The organism is Planktotalea arctica (assembly GCF_002105285.1).
GTDB classification, from domain to species: domain Bacteria; phylum Pseudomonadota; class Alphaproteobacteria; order Rhodobacterales; family Rhodobacteraceae; genus Planktotalea; species Planktotalea arctica.
On sequence record NZ_MUHR01000006.1, the window covers coordinates 332,002 to 358,828 of the forward strand.

General features: G+C 58.7%; 23 protein-coding genes. 10 read left to right on the forward strand and 13 right to left on the reverse strand.

The window, feature by feature from the left end:
- The first annotated feature begins 11 nt into the window (after positions 1 to 11).
- Positions 12 to 1,658, forward strand: a complete 1,647-nt coding sequence (locus B9P63_RS08880; RefSeq protein WP_085308340.1) for a chloride channel protein — start codon at positions 12 to 14, stop codon at positions 1,656 to 1,658.
- A gap of 100 nt (positions 1,659 to 1,758) precedes the next feature.
- On the opposite strand, the gene B9P63_RS08885 is transcribed toward B9P63_RS08880, so the two are convergent.
- The 4 genes from B9P63_RS08885 to cobS form a co-directional block, all read right to left on the reverse strand.
- Positions 1,759 to 2,100, reverse strand: coding sequence for a DUF427 domain-containing protein (locus tag B9P63_RS08885; RefSeq protein ID WP_085308185.1), 342 nt, complete (start codon positions 2,098 to 2,100; stop codon positions 1,759 to 1,761).
- 59 nt (positions 2,101 to 2,159) lie between these two features.
- Complete coding sequence (locus B9P63_RS08890; protein ID WP_085308186.1) at positions 2,160 to 3,956, reverse strand: aminopeptidase P family protein; 1,797 nt, start codon at positions 3,954 to 3,956, stop codon at positions 2,160 to 2,162.
- A gap of 70 nt (positions 3,957 to 4,026) precedes the next feature.
- Positions 4,027 to 5,904, reverse strand: coding sequence for a cobaltochelatase subunit CobT (gene cobT, locus B9P63_RS08895; protein ID WP_085308187.1), 1,878 nt, complete (start codon positions 5,902 to 5,904; stop codon positions 4,027 to 4,029).
- 84 nt (positions 5,905 to 5,988) lie between these two features.
- Entirely contained in the window at positions 5,989 to 6,975 is a 987-nt protein-coding gene (gene cobS / locus B9P63_RS08900; RefSeq protein WP_085308188.1) for a cobaltochelatase subunit CobS, read from the reverse strand.
- A 55-nt stretch (positions 6,976 to 7,030) separates the two neighbouring features.
- Here cobS and B9P63_RS08905 point away from each other — a divergent pair, with 55 nt between their 5' ends.
- Both B9P63_RS08905 and msrB read left to right on the forward strand, forming a co-directional pair.
- Positions 7,031 to 7,834 carry a hypothetical protein gene (locus B9P63_RS08905; protein WP_139816231.1) on the forward strand — a complete coding sequence of 268 codons (804 nt, stop codon included), beginning with the start codon at positions 7,031 to 7,033 and terminating at the stop codon, positions 7,832 to 7,834.
- A gap of 82 nt (positions 7,835 to 7,916) precedes the next feature.
- The gene (msrB, locus tag B9P63_RS08910) at positions 7,917 to 8,408 is read left to right on the forward strand and encodes a peptide-methionine (R)-S-oxide reductase MsrB (protein ID WP_085308190.1); all 492 of its coding nucleotides are present in this window, start codon (positions 7,917 to 7,919) and stop codon (positions 8,406 to 8,408) included.
- 85 nt (positions 8,409 to 8,493) lie between these two features.
- On the opposite strand, the gene B9P63_RS08915 is transcribed toward msrB, so the two are convergent.
- On the reverse strand, positions 8,494 to 9,189 hold the full coding sequence (locus tag B9P63_RS08915; protein WP_085308191.1) for a DUF2161 domain-containing phosphodiesterase: 696 nt from the start codon (positions 9,187 to 9,189) through the stop codon (positions 8,494 to 8,496).
- A 4-nt stretch (positions 9,190 to 9,193) separates the two neighbouring features.
- A complete protein-coding gene (locus tag B9P63_RS08920) occupies positions 9,194 to 9,820 on the reverse strand; it encodes a J domain-containing protein (protein ID WP_085308192.1) in 627 nt (208 codons plus the stop codon).
- 71 nt (positions 9,821 to 9,891) lie between these two features.
- On the opposite strand from B9P63_RS08920, the gene B9P63_RS08925 reads away from it, so the two are divergent.
- Positions 9,892 to 10,155, forward strand: coding sequence for a BolA family protein (locus B9P63_RS08925; protein WP_085308193.1), 264 nt, complete (start codon positions 9,892 to 9,894; stop codon positions 10,153 to 10,155).
- Between the two features lie 79 nt (positions 10,156 to 10,234).
- On the opposite strand, the gene B9P63_RS19185 is transcribed toward B9P63_RS08925, so the two are convergent.
- The 3 genes from B9P63_RS19185 to B9P63_RS08940 all read right to left on the reverse strand — a co-directional run bounded on the left by B9P63_RS19185 (position 10,235) and on the right by B9P63_RS08940 (position 14,303).
- On the reverse strand, positions 10,235 to 10,648 hold the full coding sequence (locus tag B9P63_RS19185) for a DUF4177 domain-containing protein (RefSeq protein ID WP_085308194.1): 414 nt from the start codon (positions 10,646 to 10,648) through the stop codon (positions 10,235 to 10,237).
- Between the two features lie 429 nt (positions 10,649 to 11,077).
- On the reverse strand, positions 11,078 to 12,589 hold the full coding sequence (gatB, locus tag B9P63_RS08935) for an Asp-tRNA(Asn)/Glu-tRNA(Gln) amidotransferase subunit GatB (RefSeq protein ID WP_085308195.1): 1,512 nt from the start codon (positions 12,587 to 12,589) through the stop codon (positions 11,078 to 11,080).
- A gap of 436 nt (positions 12,590 to 13,025) precedes the next feature.
- Positions 13,026 to 14,303: a hypothetical protein gene (locus B9P63_RS08940; protein WP_085308196.1), complete on the reverse strand. Its 1,278-nt coding sequence runs from the start codon at positions 14,301 to 14,303 to the stop codon at positions 13,026 to 13,028.
- A gap of 171 nt (positions 14,304 to 14,474) precedes the next feature.
- On the opposite strand from B9P63_RS08940, the gene B9P63_RS08945 reads away from it, so the two are divergent.
- Positions 14,475 to 15,206, forward strand: coding sequence for a transglycosylase SLT domain-containing protein (locus B9P63_RS08945; RefSeq protein ID WP_085308197.1), 732 nt, complete (start codon positions 14,475 to 14,477; stop codon positions 15,204 to 15,206).
- A 3-nt stretch (positions 15,207 to 15,209) separates the two neighbouring features.
- Here B9P63_RS08945 and B9P63_RS08950 read toward each other — a convergent pair whose 3' ends face one another.
- From B9P63_RS08950 to pepN, 3 genes are read right to left on the reverse strand one after another with little or no spacing between them, the layout of a single operon-like run.
- Positions 15,210 to 15,647, reverse strand: a complete 438-nt coding sequence (locus B9P63_RS08950) for a hypothetical protein (RefSeq protein ID WP_085308198.1) — start codon at positions 15,645 to 15,647, stop codon at positions 15,210 to 15,212.
- The gene (locus tag B9P63_RS08955; RefSeq protein ID WP_085308199.1) at positions 15,637 to 16,374 is read right to left on the reverse strand and encodes an SDR family oxidoreductase; all 738 of its coding nucleotides are present in this window, start codon (positions 16,372 to 16,374) and stop codon (positions 15,637 to 15,639) included. Before B9P63_RS08955 ends, B9P63_RS08950 begins: the two co-directional genes overlap by 11 nt.
- Complete coding sequence (gene pepN, locus B9P63_RS08960; protein ID WP_085308200.1) at positions 16,371 to 18,923, reverse strand: aminopeptidase N; 2,553 nt, start codon at positions 18,921 to 18,923, stop codon at positions 16,371 to 16,373. The genes B9P63_RS08955 and pepN overlap by 4 nt, the downstream gene beginning before the upstream one ends.
- 96 nt (positions 18,924 to 19,019) lie before the next feature.
- Here pepN and B9P63_RS08965 point away from each other — a divergent pair, with 96 nt between their 5' ends.
- The 5 genes from B9P63_RS08965 (at position 19,020) to B9P63_RS08985 (ending at position 24,348) form a co-directional block, all read left to right on the forward strand.
- A complete protein-coding gene (locus B9P63_RS08965; RefSeq protein ID WP_085308201.1) occupies positions 19,020 to 20,531 on the forward strand; it encodes an FAD-binding domain-containing protein in 1,512 nt (503 codons plus the stop codon).
- On the forward strand, positions 20,532 to 20,702 hold the full coding sequence (locus tag B9P63_RS08970; RefSeq protein ID WP_085308202.1) for a DUF2256 domain-containing protein: 171 nt from the start codon (positions 20,532 to 20,534) through the stop codon (positions 20,700 to 20,702). It abuts the gene before it with no gap.
- Positions 20,703 to 20,784: 82 nt separating this feature from the next.
- On the forward strand, positions 20,785 to 22,929 hold the full coding sequence (locus B9P63_RS08975) for a malate synthase G (protein WP_085308203.1): 2,145 nt from the start codon (positions 20,785 to 20,787) through the stop codon (positions 22,927 to 22,929).
- Positions 22,930 to 22,982: 53 nt separating this feature from the next.
- Positions 22,983 to 23,402, forward strand: a complete 420-nt coding sequence (locus B9P63_RS08980; protein WP_425439741.1) for a GlcG/HbpS family heme-binding protein — start codon at positions 22,983 to 22,985, stop codon at positions 23,400 to 23,402.
- A gap of 166 nt (positions 23,403 to 23,568) precedes the next feature.
- On the forward strand, positions 23,569 to 24,348 hold the full coding sequence (locus tag B9P63_RS08985; protein WP_085308205.1) for a gamma-glutamyl-gamma-aminobutyrate hydrolase family protein: 780 nt from the start codon (positions 23,569 to 23,571) through the stop codon (positions 24,346 to 24,348).
- On the opposite strand, the gene B9P63_RS08990 is transcribed toward B9P63_RS08985, so the two are convergent.
- Positions 24,349 to 26,667 carry a Hint domain-containing protein gene (locus B9P63_RS08990; RefSeq protein ID WP_085308206.1) on the reverse strand — a complete coding sequence of 773 codons (2,319 nt, stop codon included), beginning with the start codon at positions 26,665 to 26,667 and terminating at the stop codon, positions 24,349 to 24,351.
- Positions 26,668 to 26,827 lie beyond the last annotated feature (160 nt).

Here is a 26,827-nt window from a genome sequence, read left to right on the forward strand (position 1 = left end):
TTGCCGCGCAGATGCAGGACATGCGCGCAAGTTTCGGGCGCGGCTGGCAACTTTTGCGCCATCGTGGCCCCTCGCAAATCCAGTTCTGGTTCATCGCGCTGATGATCGGCATTGCGGCGGGCTGCGCGGCCGTCGCTTTCCGCTTTGGCGTTTCTTTCTTGCAAACAACGCTTTACGGGGTCGAAGACGTCACCAAGCTGCATAGCTTTGCAGAATCTTTGCCGTGGTATCTGATCCTTGTGATCCCCATGGCCGGGGGCGTCACGGTTGGCATCATTTTGCACCATTTTACCCCTGACGGGCGTGTGCGCTCGGTCTCTGACGTGATCGAGGGGGCTGCGCTCAACAACGGGCGGGTGGAGAAGAAGGCGGGCATCGCCTCTGCGCTCTCGTCGATGATCACGCTCGGCACGGGCGGCTCCACGGGGCGCGAAGGGCCGGTGGTGCATATTGCGGCGATGATTTCGAGCTGGGTCAGTAACCTCATTCGCGCCGATGGCATCACGGGGCGCGATCTGCTGGGCTGCGCCGTTGCGGCCGCTGTATCGGCCAGTTTCAATGCGCCCATCGCCGGCGCGCTTTTCGCGCTCGAAGTGGTGCTGCGCCATTTCGCGGTGCATGCCTTCGCGCCCATTGTGATTGCGAGCGTGGCAGGCACGGTGATCAACCGCCTTGTTTTTGGTGATACGGCAGAGTTCGCTTTGCCCGGCACGTCGCCTTTGGAGTTCTACGCCGAGCTGCCTGCCTATCTGATTTTGGGCCTCGTTAGTGGGCTTGTGGCGGTGACGCTGATGCGCTGTGTGTTCTGGGCCGATGATCTGGAATCGCGCCTGCAAAGCCGGCTTGGTTTGCCCTATTGGCTGCGCCCTGCGCTTGCGGGGGCGATGTTGGGCCTGATTGCGATCCAGTTCCCCCATATCATCGGCGTTGGCTACGAAACGACTTCGGCGGCGCTGACAGGGCAGCTTTTGCTGCACGAAGCGGTTGTTTTCGCGACGGTCAAAGTGGCGGCGGTGGCGATAACCATGGCGGGGCGCATGGGGGGCGGCATCTTTTCGCCCTCTCTGATGATCGGTGCGCTGACCGGGCTGGCGTTCGGATTGATCGCGACAAGTGTGTTTCCCGATATCAGCGGTTCGCACACGCTATACGCTCTGGCCGGGATGGGGGCGGTTGCGGCGGCAGTGCTCGGCGCGCCGATTTCCACGACGTTGATCGTGTTCGAGCTGACAGGCGATTGGCAAACAGGACTTGCCGTAATGGTCTCTGTCTCGCTCTCAACGGCGCTCGCCTCGCGGCTTGTGGATCGCTCGTTCTTTTTAACGCAGCTTGAGCGGCGCAACATCCACCTTGCCGCAGGTCCGCAGGCCTATCTGCTCGCGATGTTTCGCGTCGCAAGTGTGATGCGCAAGAAAGAGGATGGGATCGACGAGGAAGGATGCTGGGAAATGATAACTGACGGTGTCTATATCGACGGTAACGCCACGCTCGAAGCGGCCATGCCGATCTTCGATAAGTCCGGCGTGCGCTTTATTCCGGTTGTAACGCTCGGCGGCGAAGATCAAGCTCCAGAGCTTTGGGGTGCTTTGCACCATGTTGACGCGCTCAAAGCCTATAACCGCGCACTCGCTGCGACTGCCGCCGAAGAACATAGTTAATAAAAACTCACCGGCCTTGCGCTTCATCTTCCAAGGTAAACTTCGGGTGTTTGGGGGCTGGCCCCCAAGCCGGTCCGATCAGCGTAGCTGATTGGAAATCCTATAGCTTTTCGACAGCAACCTCATCGCTTTTTGCAAAAGACAAGTGCATCGCAATCCTCGCCACATCGTTGTTGGGCGTCTCATAGGACCAAGCGGCATCTTTGATCACCTTGCTTTTAGTGACAATCGACAAATAGGACGCCTCGCCCTTGTGCGGGCAGATGGTTTTTGTTTCGGAAGCATCCAGAAATGCCATTGCTATATCACCGCGCGGAAAATAGAGCGCAGGGGTGCGATCGTCCTCGGACAATTCCAGCACCGCGCTACTTTCTCCCAAAACCGCGCCGCCTGCGCGCACGACATAGGTGCCGTCCATCTTGCGAATGCGAATATCGCTCATGTGAAGTCCTTTTCAGTTTGGCCCCGACGCGCGCTGCCCCGTGTTAGCGTGAAGAGCCACTATAGTGGCTTGCACGCTTGCTCCAACCATTTTTCTGCGCAGGCGCTCAGATCGTTTGAAAGTTTGTCGCGGCACGCTGCGTGATAGGCGTCGAGCCAGTTGATCTCGGAGCGGCTCAGCATGTCGCGGCGGATCAAGCGCCGATCGATCGGCACAAAGGTGAGGGTTTCGAAATCATACATGGCGCGCTGGCTATCGCCACCCTCGAGCGCAGGGGCCTCGCGCACGACAAGCAGATTTTCGATGCGAATGCCAAAGGCCCCTTCGCGGTAATATCCCGGCTCGTTTGATAGGATCATGCCTGGTTCAAGCGGCACATGGCTGGCGCGGCTCAGGCGCTGCGGCCCCTCATGCACGCCAAGGAAATGACCGACGCCATGCCCGAGCCCATGATCAAAGTCTTGACCCGCAAGCCAGAGCGGCATGCGGCCAACCGCTTCGATATCGCGCCCTGCTAGGCCTTTTGGCCAGCGCATGCGCGACACGGCAATCATGCCCTGCAGGACACGGGTAAAGGCGCTACGCTCTTCTAATCCGACGTCGCCGACGGGGCAGGTGCGGGTGATATCCGTGGTGCCATTAAGGTATTGCCCGCCACTGTCGAGCACCAACAGATCACCGGTTTGCAAGCTACGCGCGCTGTCATGGGTGACGCGGTAGTGCATGATCGCGCCGTTCGGGCCGGATCCGGCGATCGTGTCAAAGCTGATGTCTTGCAGCGCTTTGGTGGCGCGGCGGCGCGCCTCGAGTTCGCGCACCACATCGATCTCGGTAACGCTGCCTGCGGGCTGCTGATCGAGCCAGCAGAGCAATTCGCACATGGCGGTGGCATCAATGATATGGGCTGTGCGCGTGCCTGCGATTTCAACGGCATTCTTGCACGCTTTGGGCAGCGCGCAAGGCTCGCTGCCGTAGGTGATTTGCGCGTCGCCAGCTTGCAAGGCATCAATCACGGCGACGGGAACGGAGGTTTTGTCGCAGCGCACTTTCCCGCTGAGGCGGGTGAGCGCGGGAACAAAACCCTCGGGTGGCGCTATATGAAGCGTGGGGTCCGGATCGAGCGCGGCAAACTTGGACGGGGCGACGAACAACGCCACGCGCGCATCGCTTTGCAAAATGGCGAAGCCCTGCACAAGCGGCGTTTTGGCCACATCACCGCCGCGGATGTTCAGTAGCCAACACAGGCTGTCGGGCAGTGTGATCACGGCTGCGTGCTCGCCTTGTGCGGCAAGATCGCCAGCACATTCCGTTCGTTTGTCGCTTGATGATTTTCCTGCATATTCAAGAGGGTAATCATAGGCCGGACTCATCGGCGGTTCAGGTTGATCGTCCCAGATGCGATCCACCAGATTGGCGCAGGGGCGCAGAGTGATACCGCTTGCCAGCAGTGCGGTTTCATGCGCCTCAAGCTGGCCTTGGGTCATCAGCCAGGGATCAAAACCGACGATGCCGCCACTTGGAAGACGCTCTTTCAGCCAATCGGCAAGAGAGACTTCGGGCCAGTGCACAGGCGTGAAATGCTCCAGATCGACTTGGGATTTCACTTGCGTTCGGTAGCGCCCGTCGATGAACACACCTGTCGCTGCGCGAAGGGCACAGCAAAATCCGGCAGAGCCGGTGAAGCCGGTCAGCCACTTAAGCCGCTCGTCGCGCGGCGCGACATACTCGCCCTGATGCGCGTCCGCGCGCGGGATGAGAAAGCCGTCGAGGTCCTCTTGGGCAAGTTCTGTGCGCAAAGACGTCAGCCGGGCAGGGCCGTATTCTGGGGTGCTGGGGGTGTCGAAACTTTGAAACATGGCTCACTCCTTTGCAGCGCGCTAAGTGGTTTTGCTGCGAAAAAAAACCTCGCCTACACATCCTTCTTCGTCAAACGACCCTGCGCATGCCCATCACGCGTGCGCGCGCACGCGGATCGCTGTCAAAGAGCGCGGCGAGTTGTTCTGTCATCGCACCCGCAAGCTGCTCTACATCAGTGATCGTCACGGCCCGTTCATAGTAACGTGTCACGTCATGGCCAATGCCGATCGCGAGGAGTTCGACTGCACGGCGCTTTTCCACCATAGCAATCACATCGCGCAGGTGTTTTTCCAGATAATTGGCGGGGTTTACCGACAATGTGCTGTCATCTACAGGCGCGCCATCGGAGATCACCATCAGGATTTTGCGCGCTTCCGGGCGGCCCGCCATGCGGCGATGCGCCCATTCAAGCGCCTCGCCGTCGATGTTTTCCTTTAGCAGACCCTCTTTCATCATCAGCCCCAAATTGGGCCGCGCGCGCCGCCAAGGGGAATCAGCGCTTTTGTAGATGATGTGGCGCAAATCATTCAGGCGGCCGGGCTGCTGCTCACGCCCTGCATTCAGCCATGCTTCACGCGATTGCCCGCCCTTCCACGCACGCGTGGTAAAACCGAGGATCTCAACCTTCACATTGCAGCGCTCAAGCGTGCGCGCGAGAACGTCAGCGCAAATCGCGGCAATAGAAATCGGGCGACCTCGCATGGAGCCGGAGTTGTCCAGTAGTAGCGTCACGATGGTATCGCGAAATTCGGTATCTTTCTCGACCTTGAAACTCAGCGGCGTGGTCGGGTTGGCGACGACGCGCGCAAGGCGACCTGCGTCCAGAATGCCCTCTTCGAGATCAAACTCCCAAGAGCGGTTCTGCTGCGCTTGCAAGCGGCGCTGGAGCTTGTTGGCAAGGCGCGACACCGCGCCTTTCAAAGGCTCTAGTTGCTGATCGAGATAGGCACGCAAACGCTCGAGCTCGACCGGTTCAGCTAAATCCTCTGCGCGCACTTCTTCGTCGAACTGCGTCGCGTAGACCTGATAATTCGGGTCGGCGTCAGAAATGGGCTGTGGCTGGGGTGGTTCCAGCGGAGCTTCGCCCTCGGGCATTTCCGCCTCTTCGCCCATCTCCTGATCGGCGGAGTCATCCATCGACACTTCGGCTTGCGCTGCGTCTTGCTGCTCTTCTTGGGACTGCTCGGGGGAGGCCTCATCGGACTCCTCGGAGTCCTCGTCCTGACCGCTGCTATCAGGGTCCTGATCCTCTTCGCCGCTTTCCTCCGCATCGTCTTGCGCATCCTCGTCAAGATCATCGGGATCATCGCCAAGCTGGTCGCCGTAGCCGAGGTCCTGGATAATCTTCCGCGAGAGTTTGGCAAAAGCTGCCTGATCGTCGAGCAGATCATCGACGTTCTCCAGTGTGCCGCCGGCTTGCTCTTCAATGAAGCCTTTCCATAGGTTCATCACGTTCTGCGCGCCGGACGGCAAATCCCGCCCCGTGGCGAGGTGACGGATCAGATAACCTGCGGCGGTGGCCAGCGGTGCGTCTGCTGCGACCTTGATCTGATCGAACCCTTTGCGCAGGGCATCATTGCCGATCTTGGCGTCGATATTACCTGCTGTGCCCGGCATGTCGCGCGCGCCCATCGCCTCGCAGCGGGCCGTTTCCATCGCCTCATAAAGATCGCGTGCCATGTCGCCTTGCGGCACATAGCGCGAATGTGTGCCATCATCGTGAAATTTGCGGTGCATGGCCAGCGCATCAGCCGTGCCGCGCGCGATCAACACCTCTTCGCGCGTCATGCGGCGCGAGACTTGTGGCAGGCGCATTGTGTCGCCGGACACGCCAGATGGATCTACCGTATAGGTGATAGACAGGTCCGGATCATTGGCCATGACCTTTGTCGCCTCGGCCAAGGCTTTCTTGAACGGATCGGCTGGGTTGTCGTTATTGCTCGCCACGTGTCAATCCAACTTCATCTTGCCAATTAAACTCCCGCCGGAGGCCCGATTTTTCTAGAAAAATCGGAAACCACGCGGATCACCTTAACCGAGCGAAATGCTCGCTGCGCTTTCGGGCAGTTCTTCGTCAAAGCAGCGCTGGTAGAATTCGGCGACCGTTTGGCGCTCGAGCTCGTCGCACTTGTTGAGGAAGGACAGGCGAAACGCATAGCCGACATTACGGAAAATCTCGGCATTTTGCGCCCAAGCGATCACGGTGCGCGGCGACATGACGGTCGATAGATCACCGTTCATGAAGGCCGTACGCGTGAGGTCTGCGACTTTCACCATCTGTTTGACGGTCTTGCGCCCTGCTTCATTGTTGTAATGCGGGTTCTTGGACAAAACGATCGACGCTTCGGCGTCGATGCTTAGATAATTGAGCGTCGCGACCAGCGACCAGCGGTCCATCTGGCCTTGGTTGATCTGCTGCGTGCCGTGATAAAGCCCGGTGGTGTCACCAAGTCCTACGGTGTTGGCTGTCGCAAAAATGCGGAAATAGGGATGCGGATCAATGACCTGATTCTGATCGAGCAGGGTCAGTTTGCCGTCCACCTCAAGAACACGCTGGATCACAAACATCACATCCGCACGCCCCGCATCGTATTCATCAAATACGATCGCCGTTGGGTTACGCAGGGCCCAAGGCAGAATGCCCTCCTGAAAATCGGTGACCTGCTTGCCGTCTTTAAGCTTGATCGCATCCTTGCCGATCAGATCGATCCGGCTGATATGGCTGTCGAGGTTCACGCGCACCGCAGGCCAGTTCAAACGGCTTGCGACCTGTTCGATATGCGTTGATTTACCCGTTCCGTGATAGCCTTGGATCATCACGCGACGATTGTGCGAGAAGCCGGCCAAAATTGCCATGGTCGTGTCAGGATCGAATTTGTAGGTGCTGTCCAGTTCCGGCACGCGCTCTGTGCGATCTGCAAAGCCTTTAACGACCATATCCGTGTCGAGGCCAAAGACCTCGCGGACCGAAATGTCCTCGGTGGGTTTCGCATCGATGTCCAGCATACCGTCGGCCATGTTTTCGTGTCCTTGTCTCAGGCAAAATAACTGCGTTCTTTTGTTGATTGGTGTGGTGCAACATATCTTTCCCAAGGACAAGGGGAGCAAGCGGGAAAAACCTGCATTCACGCTGCGACGTTGGGGCTTTGCAGAGCGCGCGCCGTGGTGCAGGCTGCGAAGAACGCTAAATGAGGATAAAGCCCTGACACAGACTGATCCCGAAGTTGATTTTTTCAGCCAAGCCAATGAATACGCGCTCGGCTTGCTGAACCGCGATGAAATGCAGGCGTTCGAGGCAGAAATGGCAACGAACCCCGCGCTTCAAGGCGAGGTGGACCGCTGTATTTTGCACAATGAGCAGATGGGCGTGGAGCGTGATGATCTTGCGGGCAGCCCACCTTTGGGCAAGCTTTTGTGGCGCGAGCTTTGGGGCGAGAACTGGATGCCGTGGCGCAGGCGCATGCGGCTTTGGGAATTTGCGCTCGGCGGGGTTGCGGCGGCGTTACTGGCTTACGGGGTTTATCAAACTGATTGGTTCGGAGCAAAAACGTCACCTGTGTTGCAAGCAAGTTTAAGCGCGCAAGAGCATCGTTTCGAATTGCAGGCGCTGCTCGATCCAAGTGGTCAGGTTTTGCACGTCGATTGGCGCGGGCTTGTGCCCGAGGGTTTAAAATTCGTGCTATGGGTGAAATCGGGCGACGCGGATATTTTGATAGGCGCACTTGAAAAAGAGGGATTGCAAAGCTTCAAACTCGGCAAGGCACAGGTGCAAGCTCTGACGAGTGCGAGCCTGCTTCTTGTGACACTGGAAGAGCAAGGCGCAGCGCCATCGCCAGCCTGGCCGATTGAGGCGCAGGGCACCTTGCGTGAAATGTGACAATACTCTCACGTGCTTGTGCAAAACCGTGCCTTGTATGAAGTTCTGCGCCGCTCCATTTTGACTGCAAAGGAGCCAAGATATGAACCGACGTTTTTTCCTCTCTGCAGGTGCTGTCACGGGCCTGTCTGCCATGTCCGTAATGGGTGCGTTCACCGCACGCCCAAGCGTCGCTGCGACGCAGGGTTTTGAAGTCACACGCAGCAGCGCAGAATGGAAAGCGATGCTGAGCAAGCAGCAATATAAGGTGATGCGCGAAGAGGGGACAGAGCGGCCGTTTTCATCGCCCCTCGACAAGAATTACGCGGCCGGCACCTATGAGTGCCGTGGCTGCGCGCTGCCGCTATATGCCTCCGAGCATAAGTATGACAGTGGTACGGGCTGGCCGAGCTTCTACCAGTCCTTGCCGGGCGCGATCGGGACCAAGGAAGATCGCAAGCTGTTTTCCCTGCGAACTGAATGCCATTGCCGCCGCTGCGGCTCGCACCTCGGGCATATCTTTGATGATGGGCCTGCGCCCACGGGCAAGCGTCATTGTCTGAACGGTGTATCGCTGGTGTTCAAACCGGCTTGATTTTCTGCGAAAATCAACGGGGCGGAAAATCTTCTGCGAAGATTTTCTTAAGCAGATTATTCGCATGAATAATCTGCTGATCGCTTCAGGTTGGTGGTGGATAAAGCTCTCGAATCGCGTCCAGTTCTGCCTCATATTCTGCCAGAGCATCTTGGCCCTTTGGGCTCAGCCAATAGATGCCTTTTGAAACACGTTCGAACCATCCGTAGTGATTGGCTGCCATGAGGTTACGCGCGCCCGGCACGCCGGTCGACTTAGCGATGTCTGACGCTTTGGTTGGTCCGTGTCCTTCCAGAAACCCAAGGCATTTTAACGCGTCCTGCCGATAGGCAGTGACGAGCCCTTGGCGCGTCATGCCGCCTGTATTCGGGTCCCCCACGAGGCGCTGGAATTCGCGCAGATGCCGCGCGGTCTTTTTCGTTGATTTGCGCGGCACATAGGGCGCAGGATCGGCATGGGCCTCCACGAAATTATCACAGGTGCGCACAGTCAACAGACCCAGCCCGAGGCGGCGACACAGCGCCTTGTTGTTTTTGATGGATTTGAGGCCAGCCTTGCCCTTGGGGCGCGGCACGCAGATGTAGACGCGATCGCAGATCGAGAGCCGCTCGACCCCTTGATGAAACAAGGACAGGGTAAAGCCGGTCTTGAGTTCTATGATCACAGGCGGTTCATCTCCGCGCATGGCCATTACATCGAGTTTACCAACCTCGCCTTTAACCTCATACCCCTGCGCTTCCAAAAAGGACTTCACAGGGGCATAGAGATCACTTTCGCGCATGGCTTTACTTGAAGTTCCGGCTGTCTTTGAGTTGCTCCCACGCCCAGACGACTTCTTGCAATTGCTCTTCTTGTGAGCGATCACCGCCATTCATATCCGGGTGCAGCACTTTGATAAGCGCCTTGTAGGACTTGCGAATTTCCGCCTTGGTCCAGAAATCCTTGGCCTCCAGCAGTTCCATCGCGCGCCGCTCGGTCGGGGGCAGGCGCTTGGCCGCGCCGCCGCCTTTGCCGGGATTGCGCGTCGCGTTGACGCCAAGCACTTGGTGGGGGTCCTCGATCCCGAGGCGCGCCCATGCGGCCTGCTCGGGGTCTTTCATCGGTTTGGTCTCGCGCTCCCAGACTTTGTCCTTGGACATTTGCGCGTTGAGTTCGGCCTCTGTCGTGCCGTTGAAGAAATTCCACTTCAAATTATACTCGCGCACATGGTCCTTGCAGAACCAGATAAAATCATCGAGCACGTCCGGCGCGCGCGGCGCGCGGAACTTGCCGGGCAACTCGCAGCCATCGTGTTGGCACACGCGTGTTGAGGTTTCCGATTCCCCGGACATCCCCCGACGACCGCGCGGATTTTTCTTCTTTGCGGAAGAAACCGACATATCGAAACCGAAGGGATCGTTTTTCTTTTGCATTGCTCACCTCGTCGCATCAGGCGCATAACAATAGAGGAATTGACGGCGGTTAGAAGGGGAGTTCGACAAAAATGTCAAAGACAGATGAAATTCGCGCAAAGCTGGAAGTGGCGCTGGCGCCTGTGCAGCTTGAAGTGGTGGATGACAGTGAAAGTCATAGGGGGCATTCAGGGTTTCAAGAGGGTGGCGAGAGCCATTACAATGTGATGGTGCGCTCAGCCGCTTTTAAGGGGCAGAGCCGGATCAAACGGCACCGGATGGTGCATTCTGCGCTGGGGCCTGATCTGATCGGGCGCATTCACGCCTTGGCGCTGGATCTGGATGTGCCGGGGTAGGCGCTGGTTTAGGGGTGTGGGGGCGCTGCCCCCATCCGCATTCGCGGATTCCCCCGCGATATTTGATGAAAGAGGAAGATTACTCGCTGGTTCGGGCGAGTTGATCGGCACGCATTTTGAGTGGATCGTTCAGGTTGCGTTCTGCTTTTTCGTCCACTTCGTAGTCCTCGGCTTCGGGGTTTTCTAACTCGATTCCATCGGGTTCGGCTTCTCGTTCTGGCGCATCGAGCAGTTTGGGCGCGAAGGCGTCGATATCGGTGCCCGATGGGCGGCGGAACACCAGCACGTTGCGAAACGTCGTCGTCTTGGACGTCAGGCCAGAGCGTTCCTCGCAAGGAAGCGTTTCAGCGCGTTGGTATTCCCAGCCTGCCGTGCCCATTTCGTTCATCACCTGTTCGAGCGCATGGGCGAATTTGCCCTCTGCGCCTTTTACGCCTTTGCCGCGCAAACCGCGCGTGGGGGCGGGGATGACTTTGTAGTGGTAGGTGGTCATGGCGGGGCTTTCTGCAAATGCGGTTGAGCAGTCTTACCAAGTGCCGTCTTTTCTGGAAAGAGGTGCCTTTGGACGGTTTCATTGCCGGCCCTCATAGGCGACATTTCATGCTCGCCCATGGGGATGCGTCATTTCAGGCGTGTAGAGGGCTAAAGCGCTGTGATCATGGGATGTCGCATCTAGCAGTTTCGAGATGCCTTTGAATTGAAGTGCAGGCAAAACCTCTACCTCCATAGGCATTGAACCTTTTTCTCACTTGGTTTGGCACTGCCGCAGTCGCGCCCTTGTTGCGGATCACAACGCATGGGCGCGCGGCTGGTGCGCGCGAATGCGCGAAACGATGACGATGTGTACTTGCTTGAGAAATTCAGCGCCATGCAGGCCTAGCTAACGATTCTCATACCTGTGATCCGCAGGAGGAGGCGTGGCTTAACCGTTCAGTTTCTTCGCAATTAACTCGTTTACGGCCTTGGGATTGGCCTTGCCACCCATGGCTTTCATCACTTGACCGACGAACCATCCAGCGAGCTTTGGGTTCTCTTTCGCCTTTTCCACCTGTGCGGGGTTGTCGGCGATAATCTGATCGAGCGCAGCTTCGATGGCGCCCGTGTCTGTGACCTGCTTCATGCCGCGCGCCTCTACGATGGCAGCAGGGTCGCCGCCCTCGGTGTAAACGATCTCGAAGAGGTCTTTGGCGATCTTGCCGCTGATCGTATCGGATTTGATCAGATCGATAATGCCGCCCAGTTGTGCGGGCGTGAGGGGGCTATCGGTGATATCTTTTTCATCCGCTTTCAGGCGACCGAATAGCTCGTTAATGACCCAGTTCGCAGCAAGTTTACCATCGCGCCCCGCGGCGACGGCTTCAAAGTAGGCCGCGCTATCGACGTCTGCCGTAAGGACCGAAGCATCATATTCTCTAAGAGAGAAGTCTTTGACAAACCGCGCTTTTTTCTCATCGGGAAGCTCGGGTAGGCTCTTCGCGATGTCGTCCACCCAAGCCTGTTCAATCTCCAGAGGGAGCAAGTCGGGATCGGGGAAATATCGGTAATCATGCGCTTCCTCTTTGGAGCGCATGGAGCGGGTTTCACCCTTGTCCGGATCATAAAGGCGGGTCTCCTGATCGACCTTTCCGCCGGCTTCCACAATGGCGATCTGGCGTTTGGCTTCTACGTCGATGGCTTGCTGGATGAAGCGCATGGAGTTCATGTTCTTGATCTCGCAGCGCGTGCCGAGATGGGCAAAATCGCCCGTCTCGATGAATTTTTCGTACTGACCGGGCAGACAAATCGACACGTTCACGTCCGCGCGCATCGATCCGCTCTGCATGTTGCCATCGCAAGTGCCTAGGTATCGCAGGATCTGGCGCAGTTTGACGACGAAAGCAGCCGCCTCTTCGGGGCCACGAATGTCGGGGCGCGATACGATTTCCATCAGCGCCACGCCGGTGCGATTCAGATCGACAAAAGACATGTTGGGATCCATGTCGTGAATGGATTTACCTGCGTCCTGCTCGAGGTGAATCCGCTCGATGCGCACGCGGCGTGCGATGCCCGGCTCCATGTCCACGATGACTTCGCCCTCGCCCACGATGGGGTGGTAGAGCTGGGAAATCTGATAGCCTTGCGGCAGGTCCGGATAGAAGTAATTCTTGCGATCAAAAGCGGAAAACAGGTTGATTTTCGCCTTGAGACCTAGGCCGGTGCGCACCGCCTGCTCGACGCAGAACTCATTGATAACAGGAAGCATTCCGGGCATTGCCGCATCGACGAAAGCGACGTTCGAATTCGGCTCTGCGCCAAAACGTGTTGAAGCGCCGGAAAAGAGCTTGGACTTGGATTGGACCTGCGCATGCACCTCCATGCCGATGACCAGTTCCCAGTCGTGTTTCGCGCCGGCGATGGTTTTCACTTTGGGGGCGTCAAATGTCAGATCTAGCATCGGGCAGGGTCCATGAAATCAGGGCTTTTCAGGCGTTCTATGGCACAGGCGCATGCAGGGCAAGAGGGGCGATGCGGGGATAAAATGACGACACTGGACTTATTCCATGGTGCATCGGGGAATCGGTAGATTGCGCAGTGCAGGCAGCGGCGTCCAGACTGGCCTCCAACCCTTTGCAAATGACGTTAAAGCGCGCACAAAGCTGCGTGCACGAAAGGCTGGGGCGAGAGACCACAGAGCCAGCGCATCAGACCGGACAGCAAATGCAACCGAACCTCTACGGATTGTTCGGTAGGGCTGCGTTCTTGATGGCACCCAAGTCGGCTTGATCCATTTTGTACCGCCCAGAATGATAGGGCATCGATGCAATGCGTTTATGTGATTAGCGCGCGTTCAAGCCAGAAATACCGCATGCGCCTGACCGATAACTTCCGCGTCAGGCCTGCTGCACGTAAAGCCCTTGAGGTGTGAAAATCAGCGCGTTACCCTTTTGCATCTGCTCGCCGAAGAAGCGCATGAACACCTGATTGGCTTTTTCACGGCCCTGTTTGAACAAGGCATCGATCGAAGCGATCCGCGCTTGATTGTCGAACCCCTCCATCGCGTGCCCCCAGATCAGGGGATGTAATTCATGCAGATGCTCGGACATGATCCATTGTGCGGCTTTCTGGATTTGATCAAGCGCGCCGGAGGCTGCAAGATCATCAGCGCACAAACGCGCAGCATTCGGGATCGAGACTGCGGCAAACGACGCAAAGAGATTTGCATTGTGTTGATCTTTGGAGCGCTCGAGAATATCGCGCAGCCCTTCAAGAAAGAACGGCACATCCAGAACCGATGCACAGGCTGGATCGACCAGCAGCGCGTCGAAAAACGTCCAAGTGTATGCGCCGGCCCCCCAGATGTCCTGCGTGCGCGCTGCGGTGCGCCGTGCTTCAAGTTCCAGCGCTGCGTAGCTGCCAAACCACTGTGGCAGCATATGATGGCCAAGGGCACGGATGTGGCGTTGCTGTAAAGGAGCGAGGTCGATCAGGTCTTCATAATCATCTGCAACGCGCGCATTTGCGCTTGGATTTCCCACGAGCAAGGCGCATCTGGCCGCAGTGACCAACGGGCTGTCAAGTTCGATGCCGCAGAACGGATCTAGTACCTGCCGCGCGCGTGTGCAGTGAAGATCAAAGGCCTCGATATTGCGCGCAGGTGTGTCGCATGCCGCGTGCGTACCGCGCCAAGCCCATGCGATATCAAGATGGGCCATAGCCACGACGGTGGCTATTACGTGATCTTCGCGGTTTTCGCCAAGAATGGTTTCGAGCGCTGAAATCGCATCGCTCAAGGGTTTGTTTTCTTCGGGATCGCCGTCGATCAGCAGATGTTCTGCCAGTGCGACCACATCAGAGCGCGCGCCCTGACAGAGTAATTCGGACACAGGCATGCCGCCGCCAGAGGTGCGTCGGCTCGCGTCTTCGAGGTTGACCAATTTGGACAGGTCTTCCCAACGCTCCTGTCGGGCAAGAAACTGGCCCTGATTGAAATAGTAGCTGCGCAATTTTTCCTCGCGCGGCTCGTTGGAAACAGGGATCACCAATAACTTGTCGAGATCGGGCAATTCATTTGTTGGGTTCTGGTGCTGCAGCCGCGTCGAAGAGACTTTACTGCGACGTGAAATGCGGGTGCCCGGCAAGCGAGACGTCAAGGATTTAAAAAGGGACATGGTGTAAAACTTTCACTCAGCTCAATAATGCGTTGAGGAGTTTATGTTGCCGCATTCAGGCGCAATCGTGGCGCGCCGTGGGCGAGAACAGACTGTTTCCAAGAGCAATCATGATCAGGCAAATCACCATAGCACTCGCGCTAGGTCACGGCGCGCTGGCAGAGTTGCGCGATGAGATGCCCGCAATTTACATTGATTTCGGCTGTTTGGCTTGGCGCTTGGGGTGCGACAGGGCTACACGGCGAGCCGCGCGCGCAATTCAACCCGGGCGCGCCCACAAGCGCGGCCACGCTTTCAAATGAGGCGTTATCGCGGTTTGCGCCGCAAAGCGCGCCTCGCCCGAAACGGCGCGTGGGCGGCGACGCAGTGCCGCGGGCACGCTGGGATCATCGCCCCGCGGGGCGCATCTGGACGCGCGCTGCGATTTCCGCGCTTAAGGCACATGGCCGTCCGATCCTACAGACCGTGCCGCGCGATATTGAACAGTGGTGCCCGGCCTATTCAGCGGCGGACTTGGATCAGCGCGCCGCCTTTTGGGCAGGCTTCCTGTCGGCGCTGGCCAAACACGAGAGCACTTACAGGCAGGCCGCCGTCGGGGGCGGGAGGCGTTGGTATGGGCTTTTGCAAATTCTACCCGCGACGGCGCGGGGTTATAAATGTACCGCGCCCAGCCGCGAGGGGCTCAAGCACGGCCCGTCAAATCTAAGCTGCGCCATTCGCATTCTGGCCGTGGTCATGCCGCGCGACAAGGTGATGGCCAGCAAGGACACGCGCTGGCGCGGGGTTGCGGCGGATTGGGGCCCGATGCGGATCAGCGCCAAACGCGAGGATATCGCGGGTTGGACACGCCAGCAAAAATACTGCCGCAAATCAGGTGCCGTGCGACCGCGTATGCGGCCCTGACGTTCAGGACAAAAGCGTGAAGTGGTGACGCTCATACGGGATATCGTAGGATTTCAGCGCTTTCTCGATCGCATCGGCCTTTGGCACGCATTCATAGGGCAGGCGAATTTTGCCACCCTGATCGGTGATCAAGGTCATGCGCAGGGAAAGATCAAGCCGCGTGTCGAGGCGTACCGATTTCAATTGGCCACGCGGTAGATGCGCGCCGCGCGCACCAGAGCGCCACTCGATTTTCTGCGCGTCGATGCGCAGCGTTGATGTGGCACCCGCGCCGATATCGAAGAGAGCGGGCAGGCTGACCGCGCCGAGCAGGAGCACGATCACCGGCGCGGCGTCGATCACGAAATAGAGGATTACCAGCGCGGCCCACCACGCGGCGACCCATCCGATCGCGGCTGCGCTGCGCGCAGAGCGGCTAAAGATATAGGCGCTAGCGCCCACCGGTCACATCCAGCACTGTACCCGTCACATAAGAGGCCTCATCCGACAGCAGCCAAAGCACGCCCTTGGCGACTTCTTCGGCGCTGCCCGTGCGCTGCATCGGCACCGATGAGGCAAATCGCGCAGCGCGATCGGGATCGCCGCCTTTGGCGTGAATGCCGGTTTCGATGATCCCCGGGCGCAGCGCGTTTACACGGATGCCCTGCGCGCAGACCTCGTCCGACAATCCCTTTGAAAAGGTCTCGATCGCCGCTTTGGAGGCGGCGTAATCCACATAGGTATTGGCCGAGCCAAGCCGCGCGGCGGCGCTGGAAATATTGACGATCGCGCCTTTGCTGCGGGCTTGCATGCGCAGCACCGCCTCTTTCGCCACAAGGATTGCGCCGATGACGTTCACATCGAACATCTCGCGCATGCGTGCGTAAGAAAGATCCGTCACGCGCGCGGTTTGACCGACGATGCCCGCGTTGTTGATCAGCGCATCGAGGCCCGCAAACTCCGCGTCGATTTGCGCGAACATGGCAGTGATGTCCTCTGGTTTGCTCACATCTGCGCGGCACAGGATCACGCGCGCGCCTTGCGTTTCGCAATCGGCTTTCACCGCCTCTGCGCCAGCCTGATCAGAGCGATAATTAAGCGCGATATCATAACGCTCTGCCGCAAGCCGGGCGCAGGCGGCGCCGATGCCCGCGCTTGCGCCTGTGATCAAAAGGACAGGGCGGCTCATGCAGCCAATATCCGCGTGAGCATTTCTGTTGTGTCACGGCTGAGGCTTGGCTGCGCCAGAATGCGCTCGATCTCGGCTTTCATCATGGTTTGGCGGCCTGCATCGTAACGTTTCCACGTCTGAAACGCAGAGCACATGCGCGCGGTGGTTTGCGGGTTAAGCGGGTCAAGCGTGATCAGCCAATCGGCGAGCAGCGTGTAGCCTTTGCCCGAAATGTGGTGAAAGCCCGCGTGGTGCATCGCAAGCGCGCCGAGCGTGGCGCGGAAGCGGTTGGGGTTCTTGTGATCGAAGTCAGCGTGCTGCGTGAGGGTTTCGGCCACCTTTGCGGTGTCCTCTGGTGCGGCGTAGCTGACTTGCAGGCCGAACCATTTGTCCATCACGAGGCGGTCGTGTTTCCATTGCTGGTAGAATTTGGCAAGGGCGGCATCGCCAACATTCTCTTGCAACAGACAGGCAAGCGCAGAAAGCTGCTGGGTCATATTATCCGCGCTGTCATATTGCTCCTGCGCGGCCTTGCCCCCATCGAGGCGCGAACCGAGCGCGAGCACGGCATTAGCAAGCGCGCGTTTGCCAGCGGGTTCAGCCTCGGGCGAATAGGGGCCGGTGACTTGGCAGGCCGCATAAATGCGCGGCAGGGTGTCCTGCATGTGCTGCGCCATCGCCAGTTTCAGGGTTTGCACCGCGTCATAGATCGCTTGGGGATCAGACGTAACGCCTTTGTCGGCTAGGATTTGTGTCAGGTCTGACTGGCTTGGCAATCCCAGCATCAGCGCGCGGGTGGCGGGATCGAGCGTGTCATCGCGCAACACGGCGAGCATGCCATCAAGGTAGCCTGCACTTGGCGCGGCGCCGGTCTCGATCATCGCCAGTAGGGTGGATTTCGCGAGTTCGCGCCCCGCTTCCCAGCGGTTGAACGGGTCGGTATCATGGGCGAGCAGGAACGCACGCTGCGCGTCATCGGTGTCACGCTCAAGGATCACGGGCGCAGAAAAGCCGCGCAGGATGGAGGGGGTAGGTTTGGCGCTGAGGCCCTCCCATTTGAAACTTTGCTGGCGCTTGCTCATTTCCAGAACCTGCGTAGCCACGATTTCTTTGCCATCCACGCCAAGCAGACCCACGGCAATCGGGATCACGCGAGGCTTCTTTTGCGGCTGGCCCGGCGTGGGCGGGGTTTCTTGGCGGAAGGTCAGCTTGTAACGGCCATTCTTGTAGCTTTCCTTGACGTGCAGGCGCGGGGTGCCTGCGGACGTATACCAGCGCTTGAAGCGTTTGAGGTTGCGGCCTGTGACCTCCTCGAACACCTGTAGCCAATCCTCAATCGTGCAGGCCTGTCCATCGTGGCGATCAAAGTAAAGATCGAGCGCTTTGGCATAGGCTTCGTCCCCGACGAGGGTTTTCAGCATGCCAATGACTTCCGCGCCCTTTTCATAGACGGTCGCGGTATAGAAATTGTTGATCTCGACAAAGCTGCCTGGTCGCACGGGATGGGCGAGGGGGCCGCCATCTTCGGCAAATTGGCGTCCACGCAGATCAATAACGTCAGAGATACGTTTGACGGGGGCAGAGCGCAGATCGGAGGTGAACTGGCTGTCGCGGTAGACCGTCAGCCCTTCTTTCAGGCAAAGTTGGAACCAGTCGCGGCAGGTGATGCGATTGCCGGTCCAGTTGTGGAAGTACTCATGGGCGATGATCGCTTCGATGCGTTCAAAATTGCTATCGGTCGAAGTCTCGGGGGACGCGAGCACGCAGGAGGAATTGAAGACGTTCAGGCCCTTGTTTTCCATTGCGCCCATGTTGAAATCATCGACCGCGACGATATTGAAAATATCCAGATCATATTCGCGACCATAGACTTTTTCGTCCCAAATCATCGACTTTTTCAGCGCTTCCATGCCGAAGGCGCATTTGTCTTCGTCGCCCGCGCGCACGTAGATGTTCAGATCGACATCCTTGCCGGACATGGTGGTGAAGCGGTCGGGATGGGCCACCAGATCGCCCGCGACCAGCGCGAACAGGTAGGCGGGCTTGGGCCAGGGATCATGCCATTCGGCAAATCCATCGCCACTGTCGCCGGGATTGCCGTTGGACAAAAGCACGGGATGCGGGCCCTCAACGCGCACGGTGAAGGTGCTCATTACATCGGGGCGGTCGGGGTAGTAGGTGATTTTGCGAAAACCCTCGGCCTCGCACTGGGTGCAATACATGCCACCCGACATATAAAGCCCCTCAAGCGCGGTATTGGTTTCGGGGCTGATTTCGACCTCTGCCTCGAAGATAAACGGCTCATCGGGAGCATCGCAGCTCAGCCCTTCTTCGGAAATCTGCGGTGTGATCGCCTCGCCGTTGATCTTCGCCCATTTCAGATCAAGCTGCTCGCCGTGCAAAAAGAACGACTTGTCGGTCGCATCAGGGTTTGGCGCAAAGGCGATGCGCGATATCACGCGCGTGGCTTTGGGGGCGAGTTTGAACCTGAGATGCACAGACTGCGCAGTATATCCGAAGGGCGTGTAGTCTTTGAGGTAGATCGTCTTGGGGGCGGCGTCGCGCATGGGGCTCTCCTGCTGGGTTGCTCTTAACGTAATGATCGCAGCCGCAGGGACAAGCGCGCTTTTGACCTTTGGCACGACGGGGCTAAGTGAGCGCGAATGACAACGCTGCTTTGGCTCAAACGGGATTTACGGGTGCATGACCATCCGGCGCTGGCGCGTGCGGCGTCCTTTGGTGCGCCTGTTGTTCCGCTTTATGTGATCGAGCCAGAATACTGGGCGCTGCCCGATACCTCCGCGCGGCAATGGGGCTTTACGCGAGAGTGCCTGGGATTGGTTGCAGAGGAGTTCGCGGGCTTAGGTGCGCCTTTGGTGGTGGAGCAGGGCGATGCGGTGGAGTGCCTTGCGCGCGCTGTGGACAGGTTCGCAGTAAAGCGCATCGTCAGCCATGAAGAGACGGGCAATCTGTGGACCTACAAGCGGGATTTGCGTGTTAAGGCATGGGCGCGCGCTCAGGGCATCATCTGGGACGAGCTGCAGGGCTGCGGAGTGCAGCGGCGCCTGCAAGGGCGCGATGGTTGGGCCAAAGGGCGCGACGCCTATATGTTTGCGCAGCGCGTCGATGTGCCAAAGGCGCTGGCGCCGATTGCGGCGCAGCACAGTCAAATCCCTGATCTGGACCTTGGCGATGATCTATGTCCACAGCGTCAAACGGGGGGGCGGCCAGAGGCACTGTCCCTGCTTGGCGGCTTCCTGAGCGAGCGCGGCAAACCATACCGCAAGGCCATGTCCTCGCCGTTGGCGGGGGAATGGGCCTGCTCGCGGCTTAGTCCGCATATTGCGCTTGGTAGTATTTCCCTGCGCGAAGTGGTGCAGGCCACGGCAGCGCGCCAGCGCGAGGTAAAGGGTACGCGCGAGGGCTGGGGCGGCTCGCTCAAATCGCTACAAAGCCGCCTCGCGTGGCGCGATCATTTTATCCAAAAGCTCGAAGACGCCCCGCGCATCGAGATCCGCTGTCTGCACTCCGCCTATGAGCGCCTGCGCCCGTTTGAAAGCGACGGGGCACGCCTGCGCGCTTGGGCTATGGGCGAAACGGGGGTGCCTTTTGTGGATGCCTGCATGCGTTATCTGCGCGCGACGGGCTGGCTTAACTTTCGCATGCGCTCCATGGTGATGGCCTTTGCGTCCTATCAGCTCTGGCTCGATTGGCGCAGCACGGGGCCTATTCTGGCGCGGCTGTTCACGGATTACGAACCTGGCATCCATTGGAGCCAGGTGCAGATGCAATCGGGCACGACTGGGATGAACACGATCCGCATCTACAACCCGATCAAACAGGGCTTGGATCAGGATCCAGAGGGGGTCTTTACCCGTCGCTGGTGCCCCGAACTTTTCAATGTGCCGCTTGATACCCTGCAAGAGCCATGGCTTTGGAACGGGGCGACGGGGCTGGCTTACCCGGAGCCGATTGTCGATGTGGCTGCTGCCGCCCGCGCGGCGCGCGAAGCGGTCTGGGGCGTGCGCAAAGGCGGCGCGTTTCGCAATGAGGCAGCGCAAATCGTAGACAAACATGCCTCTCGCAAAGATCGCCAAGGGCGCTTTGTGCGCGATGGCGCACGCAAAACGGCGAAGGTGGAAAAGGATACACGGCAAATGGGCTTTGATTTTTAAATGCCGCGCGGGATCAAGAAAGAACACTTGCCCAGCAAGGACTGCGCGCGCTGCGGCAAGCCCTTTGCATGGCGCAAGAAATGGGCGCGCGATTGGGATGAGGTGAAATTTTGCTCCGAGCGGTGCAAGCGTGAGAAGGGCTCCGAGAAACTTTCGCAAATTTCCAAATAGTCTTTTCGGTGGCCGCGTTGTTGCCCAATCCAGATTTCTGCCTTAGGTCGTACGCGACGGTATACAAAAGCAGGAGAGTCGCATGACGCAGCGGATAGAAAAGCATGGTTTGCAGGTCGATACGATCCTTGCCGACTTCATCGAAAACGAGGCGCTGGACGGCACGGGAGTTGCTGCGGACACGTTCTGGGCAGGTCTGTCAAAGCTGACCCATGAGCTTGGCCCCAAGAACCGCGCATTGTTGGCAAAGCGTGAAGATATCCAAGCTAAGGTTGACGCCTGGCACATTGCACACCGTGCGAAGGATATAGAGCAGAGCGTCTATTTGGACTTCCTGCGCGAGATTGGCTATTTGCTGCCCGAGGGCGCGGATTTCGAGATTGAAACAACCAATGTGGACCCCGAAATCGCCAGCATCGCAGGCCCGCAACTGGTGGTTCCAATCACCAATGCACGCTTTGCGCTGAATGCGGCGAACGCGCGCTGGGGCAGCCTGTATGACGGGTTTTACGGCACCGATGCGATGGGCACGCCCGCACCAAAGGGGCCTTATAACAAAGGACGCGGTGCGCGCGTTGTGGCCAAAGCACGGGTGTTTCTGGACGAAGCGTTTCCAATTGACGGCGCCTCGCATGCGGATGCGCAGCGCTATCATGTGAAAGACGGCGCGCTGCTGGTGGATGATTGTCCGCTGGACAGCCCCGAGAAATTCATCGGCTACAAAGGCCATCCTAAAGCGCCTGAGGCGGTGTTGCTGCGCAATAATGGGCTGCACGTGGAACTGGTCTTTGATCGCACCCACCCTATCGGGTGCCGCGATCAGGCGGGGCTTGCGGATGTGGTGCTGGAAAGCGCGCTTTCGGCGATTATGGACTGCGAGGACAGTGTTGCCTGCGTCGATGGCGAGGATAAGGCGCTGGCCTATCGCAACTGGCTGGGCCTGATGCGCGGCGATCTTGAGGAGACCTTTGAGAAGGGCGGCGCGCAGATGACGCGGCGCCTGAACGGGGATCGCACTTACATGGCCGCGAATGGCGGCGATGTGACCTTGAAGGGCCGCGCGCTTTTGTGGGTGCGCAATGTGGGTCATTTGATGAGCAACCCTGCGGTTCTGGACCGCGATGGCATCGAGATTGGCGAGGGGATCATGGACGCGCTGTGCACCGTGATGATCGCCATGCACGACCTGAAACGCGAGAGCGGCAATTCCACCCATGGCTCGGTCTATATCGTGAAGCCGAAGATGCACGGCCCGGAAGAAGTTGCCTTCGCCGATGAAATTTTCGCGCAGGTCGAGCAGGTTTTGGGCCTGCCCAAAAATACTGTGAAAATCGGTATCATGGATGAGGAGCGCCGCACCTCGGCCAATCTCAAGGAATGTATCCGCGCCGCGAAATCGCGCGTCGCCTTCATCAACACCGGCTTTCTGGATCGCACGGGCGATGAAATTCACACCTCGATGGAAGCAGGACCGTTCAGCCGCAAGGATTTCATCAAGCGCAAGCCTTGGATCGGGGCCTATGAGAACCTGAATGTGGACATTGGTTTGGAATGTGGTCTGCAAGGAAAAGCGCAGATTGGCAAAGGCATGTGGGCCATGCCTGATCTAATGGCTGCGATGCTGGAGCAAAAGATCGAGCATCCCAAATCCGGCGCGAATTGCGCTTGGGTGCCAAGCCCGACAGCGGCGACGCTGCATGCTCTGCATTATCACAAGGTTGATGTGTTTGCGGTGCAGGACAAGCTGAAGGCGGGCGGGCGGCGTGCCTATGTGGAGACGCTGCTCGAAGTGCCTTTGGCGAACTACCAGAAATGGAGCGAGCCGCAGGTGCAGCGCGAGGTCGAGAACAATGCGCAAGGCATTCTGGGCTATGTGGTGCGCTGGATCGATCAAGGTGTGGGTTGCTCAAAAGTACCTGATATCAACGACGTAGGCCTGATGGAGGATCGTGCAACCTGCCGTATTTCGTCTCAGGCGCTAGCGAACTGGCTGCATCACGGCGTGGTTAGCGAAGATCAGGTGCGCGCGGCGATGCAGAAGATGGCAGAGGTCGTGGATCGTCAGAACGAGGGCGATAACCTTTATCGCAAGATGGCGCCGGGCTTTGATACCATCGCCTATAAGGCGGCCTGCGAGTTGGTGTTTGAAGGGCGCGCGCAGCCCTCGGGCTACACGGAGCCGGTTTTGCATGCGCGCCGTTTGGAACTGAAGGCAAGCGTTTCTTAACGCGAAATCACCTAAACCCGTCCAGAGTTATAAATGAAAGAGAGCCCTAAATAATGGTTACTTTAGAGCAGGCCCGCACAGTCATCGCAGCAACGCTGCAAACAGGCGCAAAGATGGGGCTCAAACCCCTATCGGTTGCTGTGCTTGACGCAGGGGGGCATTTGATAGCGTTCGAGCGTCAGGACGGCGCATCGCCGGGGCGTTACGCGATTGCGCAGGGCAAAGCCTATGGTGCGGTTATGCTCGGCATGCCCGGCTCTGCGCAGATGGCGCGCGCTGATCAGCAAGGCTATTTCATGGCCGCTGTGAATGGTGTTTTTGGCGGACAAGTTGTGCCGGTGCCAGGCGGTATCCTGATTAAAGACGGTGAAACGGTGGTCGGTGCCGTCGGTGTTACTGGCGATACATCTGAAAATGACGCTGAGGCAGGGCTGGCCGGATTGGCGGCTGCCGGTTTGGTTGGCGTCGCTTGAGAATGAAGCGGCATTCGCGCGCATAACTTCTTGAAAAATGAACAAAAGGGCGCTGTGTTTTGCAGCGCCTTTTTTTGTGTGGCCCAAGGCTCGTAATCTGCTCCATTGCAAGCCTGCCCTGAGACGCGATATAGGCTGATGAAACATTAAACACTTCGGAGCCCGCATGACGCGCCCAATCGTAGGTATTATTTCCAACTCGTATTTGATAAATGATCAATATCCCGCCCATGCGGGGGGAACTATGAACTCCGAGGCGATTGCCGAGGTTTCGGGTTGTATGCCTTTGCTGATCCCCACCGATCCACGCTATGTGTCTGTCCCCGAATTGCTGGAGCAGTGCGACGGCTTTTTGCTGACCGGCGGGCGACCCAACGTGCATCCTGAAGAATACGGCGAAGCGGAGACCGAAGCGCATGGCGATTTTGATCGGGAGCGCGACGCGATCACCCTGCCGCTGGTGCGCGCCTGCGTCGAGCGGGGGCAACCCTTTTTCGGGATTTGTCGGGGCTTTCAAGAGGTGAATGTCGCTATGGGCGGCACGCTTTATCCTGAAATCCGCGATCTGCCGGGGCGGATGAACCACCGCATGCCGCCCGATGGCACGCTGGAGGAAAAATTCGAGATCCGTCACAAGGTATGCCTGAGCGAGGGCGGGATGTTTCACCGCCTGTTTGGCGCGCGCGAGGTGATGACCAATACGTTGCATGGGCAGGGGATCAAACGCGCAGGCGCTCGGATTGTGATTGACGGCGAGGCCGAGGATGGCACGCCAGAAGCGATCTACGTGAAGGACGCGCCCGGATTTACTGCTTCGGTGCAATGGCATCCCGAGTGGAATGCGGCGGCTGATCCGGTCTCAAGGCCACTGTTCGAGGCCTTTGGCACCGCTGCGCGCAGCTATCGCGCTGCCCGGCTTGGAGCCGCAAAGCGCAAGAGCGCCTAATTACGCGACGCGGCGCTCAGCCAGCCAAGCGTTGGCCAGCGCGATTTCCTCCATCAGGAGCCGGGTTTCATCGGCTTTTAGGCAGGTGCATGCGGCCTTGCCATGCGCAAAGGGGTCATGTTCGAGCGCGGGAAACGCCTTGAATAGATCCGCCTTGGACGCGCCGGAGAGTGCCTTGAGACCTTCGGGGCCGGCGTGAAAGCTCTCGCATGGCACGCCATTGGCGGTGATCACCTGATGGGTGTCGAGCATGAGATGGATATAGCGCACCATGCTTTGCCCATGGCGCGCGATTCCCGCACCAAGCATATGTTTGGCGCTGCAGAGCACCTCTTGCTGGCCGAACAGCAAATCGCACGCAAAGTGCGAGATCAGCATCTTGTGCTGCGGCGAGACGGTCAGGGGCCGCGTCAGCCCCTCAAGCGCGCCCATCTCGAACCGGATTGGCGCGGTCGCGGGGGTGCAGGGCAGGGTGCGCGCACCCATCCATTTGATCGGCTGCGCACCGCTATCGCGGGTATTCACCAGATCGCCCGCTTTGAGCGTCTCGATATCGCGCGCGCCGTGCGGCGTGTCGATCAGCGTGCCGGGGGTGAAGCAGATGATCCGCTCGATATTCTCGAAGGTGAGGAGCGTGCCATCGGCAAGGGTCAGCGTACCGCTGAGCCCGCCTGCCGCATCGTCCAGATTGGAATAGGTGATATCGTTGCGATTGCCGAGCGCGCCGAGGTTCAGCGTGTCGCCATCCGTTTCATCGCCCTCATCGCCTTGCACGAAGATGTTGGCACCCGCGCCGATGCTCTCGCCCAGATCGACCAGGTTGAAATAGTCATCGCCGTCGCCGCCATAGGCGCTATCGCCCTCTGCCACGTTGAACGTGTCATTGCCGCTTTGGCCGTGCAGGATATCGCTGCCCGTGCCGCCGGAAATGCTGTCATCACCGCTACCTGCGAAGATAGTATCGCTGCCCGAGCCACCGTCGATCGTGTCATCGCCCGGCTCGCCGTCCAGATTGGCAGTGAAGTCAAGCGTCATGTTGCTGACCCCGAAGGTGCCGCTGTTGGATGCGCTTTCGCCGTTGTCGAAGGTAAAGATCAACTGCACGAAGGGACCGGTGATTGAGACGGTGACGGAATCGTCCGCGCCCGAAGTTTCAACGCCGCCGCTGGCCATGCCATCGGCATTGAGCGTGTCGCCGCTCACCGAGTGCAGCCCGTCCAGATCGGAGAAGTTCACCGTGACCTGATTGCCATTACTATCGAGCGCGATGATGGTTAGCAGGTCATCCCAGGACCCTGCGCTCTGATCAATATCGTAAATCTCGAAGCTGGCGTTCTCGACCTCTGCATCGAAGGTCATGGTGGTGGTGATCGGATCGGTTACGCTCGACACCCACAGGCCGCTTGCGGAGGGAGAGCCTTGGCTTGTCGCGTTGGCGGTTTGCCCCGCACCGTTGGTCGTGGTGCTGAGCGTAACGTTCAGCGTGCCTGCCGCGCCCTCTAGTTCGAAAGTGCCGTTTGCATCGACGTCGCTCCAATCGAGCGCGGCGCTGTCAGCGCTCGGCGCAGCCCCGATGAAATCATTGCCGGAACCGCCGTTGATGCTGTCATTGCCTGCATCGCCCACAAGCGTGTCGTTGCCGCCGCCGCCAAAGAGCGTATCATCCCCTGCGCCGCCGGAGATCGTGTCGTTGCCACCATTGCCGCGCAGCGTGTCCGCGCCGCCCTCGCCGAAGATCGCGTCATTGCCCGCGCCGCCGAGGATGCTGTCATTGCCCGCGACGCCGCCTGCAAAGACCGGATCGCTGTCCCCGTAGAGGGTATCATTGCCCGAACCGCCCTCTAACGTGTCGTTGCCGCCGCCGCCGTAGACCAGATCGTTCTCGAGGCCCGCCTCGACACTGTCATTGCCATCACCCGCATGTACCGTGTCTTCGTGACCGGAGGCACCGGTGCCGTCGCCGGCATCGATTTGATCGCCTTCGCTGTCAGTATAGCCGGCATCGATAATATCCGCGCCGCTGGTGCCGGAGACATACGTTGTCGCCGTGTAAGCGGGGGCGGAAGTGACATAGGCGGTGCCGCTCAGAATGTCGTAGCTGGTGGGGACGAAATAGACGTTGCCATCCGTGGCCACGTGATAAACGCCTGAATCGCCAATGTTGGAATAGAAAACGCCATTGCCCGCCCAGACACCGGACCAATTCCAGCCGCCCGAGCCGATAATGCTGGCGGTGGTAAAGGTGATCTGCGTGCCATCAATGGAATCGTTCACATCAAGCACGCCGTCGCCGAGTGTCACCAGATATCCAATGGGCATGCGCCTGTTTCCTTTCTTGGAACCGCAAGGGAAACAGTGTGTTTCCGCGGCGTTTCCAGAATGGATACAATTGCTTCACGGCGCGTTTGCGCGTGAATTAAGACAATTTTCAGATAGTTTTATGGGATTATGGCGGACATGGGGCAGGTCGGGAAACGAG

Coding starts and splice junctions, on each gene's coding strand:
- B9P63_RS08880 (WP_085308340.1), top strand. CDS start 12: ATGCAGGACATGCGCGCAAGTTTCGGGCGCGGCTGGCAACTTTTGCGC.
- B9P63_RS08885 (WP_085308185.1), bottom strand. CDS start 2,100: ATGAGCGATATTCGCATTCGCAAGATGGACGGCACCTATGTCGTGCGC.
- B9P63_RS08890 (WP_085308186.1), bottom strand. CDS start 3,956: ATGTTTCAAAGTTTCGACACCCCCAGCACCCCAGAATACGGCCCTGCC.
- cobS (WP_085308188.1), bottom strand. CDS start 6,975: ATGGCCGACGGTATGCTGGACATCGATGCGAAACCCACCGAGGACATT.
- msrB (WP_085308190.1), top strand. CDS start 7,917: ATGAACCGACGTTTTTTCCTCTCTGCAGGTGCTGTCACGGGCCTGTCT.
- B9P63_RS08915 (WP_085308191.1), bottom strand. CDS start 9,189: ATGCGCGAAAGTGATCTCTATGCCCCTGTGAAGTCCTTTTTGGAAGCG.
- B9P63_RS08920 (WP_085308192.1), bottom strand. CDS start 9,820: ATGCAAAAGAAAAACGATCCCTTCGGTTTCGATATGTCGGTTTCTTCC.
- B9P63_RS08925 (WP_085308193.1), top strand. CDS start 9,892: ATGTCAAAGACAGATGAAATTCGCGCAAAGCTGGAAGTGGCGCTGGCG.
- B9P63_RS19185 (WP_085308194.1), bottom strand. CDS start 10,648: ATGACCACCTACCACTACAAAGTCATCCCCGCCCCCACGCGCGGTTTG.
- gatB (WP_085308195.1), bottom strand. CDS start 12,589: ATGCTAGATCTGACATTTGACGCCCCCAAAGTGAAAACCATCGCCGGC.
- B9P63_RS08940 (WP_085308196.1), bottom strand. CDS start 14,303: ATGTCCCTTTTTAAATCCTTGACGTCTCGCTTGCCGGGCACCCGCATT.
- B9P63_RS08945 (WP_085308197.1), top strand. CDS start 14,475: ATGAGATGCCCGCAATTTACATTGATTTCGGCTGTTTGGCTTGGCGCT.
- B9P63_RS08955 (WP_085308199.1), bottom strand. CDS start 16,374: ATGAGCCGCCCTGTCCTTTTGATCACAGGCGCAAGCGCGGGCATCGGC.
- pepN (WP_085308200.1), bottom strand. CDS start 18,923: ATGCGCGACGCCGCCCCCAAGACGATCTACCTCAAAGACTACACGCCC.
- B9P63_RS08965 (WP_085308201.1), top strand. CDS start 19,020: ATGACAACGCTGCTTTGGCTCAAACGGGATTTACGGGTGCATGACCAT.
- B9P63_RS08970 (WP_085308202.1), top strand. CDS start 20,532: ATGCCGCGCGGGATCAAGAAAGAACACTTGCCCAGCAAGGACTGCGCG.
- B9P63_RS08975 (WP_085308203.1), top strand. CDS start 20,785: ATGACGCAGCGGATAGAAAAGCATGGTTTGCAGGTCGATACGATCCTT.
- B9P63_RS08980 (WP_425439741.1), top strand. CDS start 22,983: ATGGTTACTTTAGAGCAGGCCCGCACAGTCATCGCAGCAACGCTGCAA.
- B9P63_RS08985 (WP_085308205.1), top strand. CDS start 23,569: ATGACGCGCCCAATCGTAGGTATTATTTCCAACTCGTATTTGATAAAT.
- B9P63_RS08990 (WP_085308206.1), bottom strand. CDS start 26,667: ATGCCCATTGGATATCTGGTGACACTCGGCGACGGCGTGCTTGATGTG.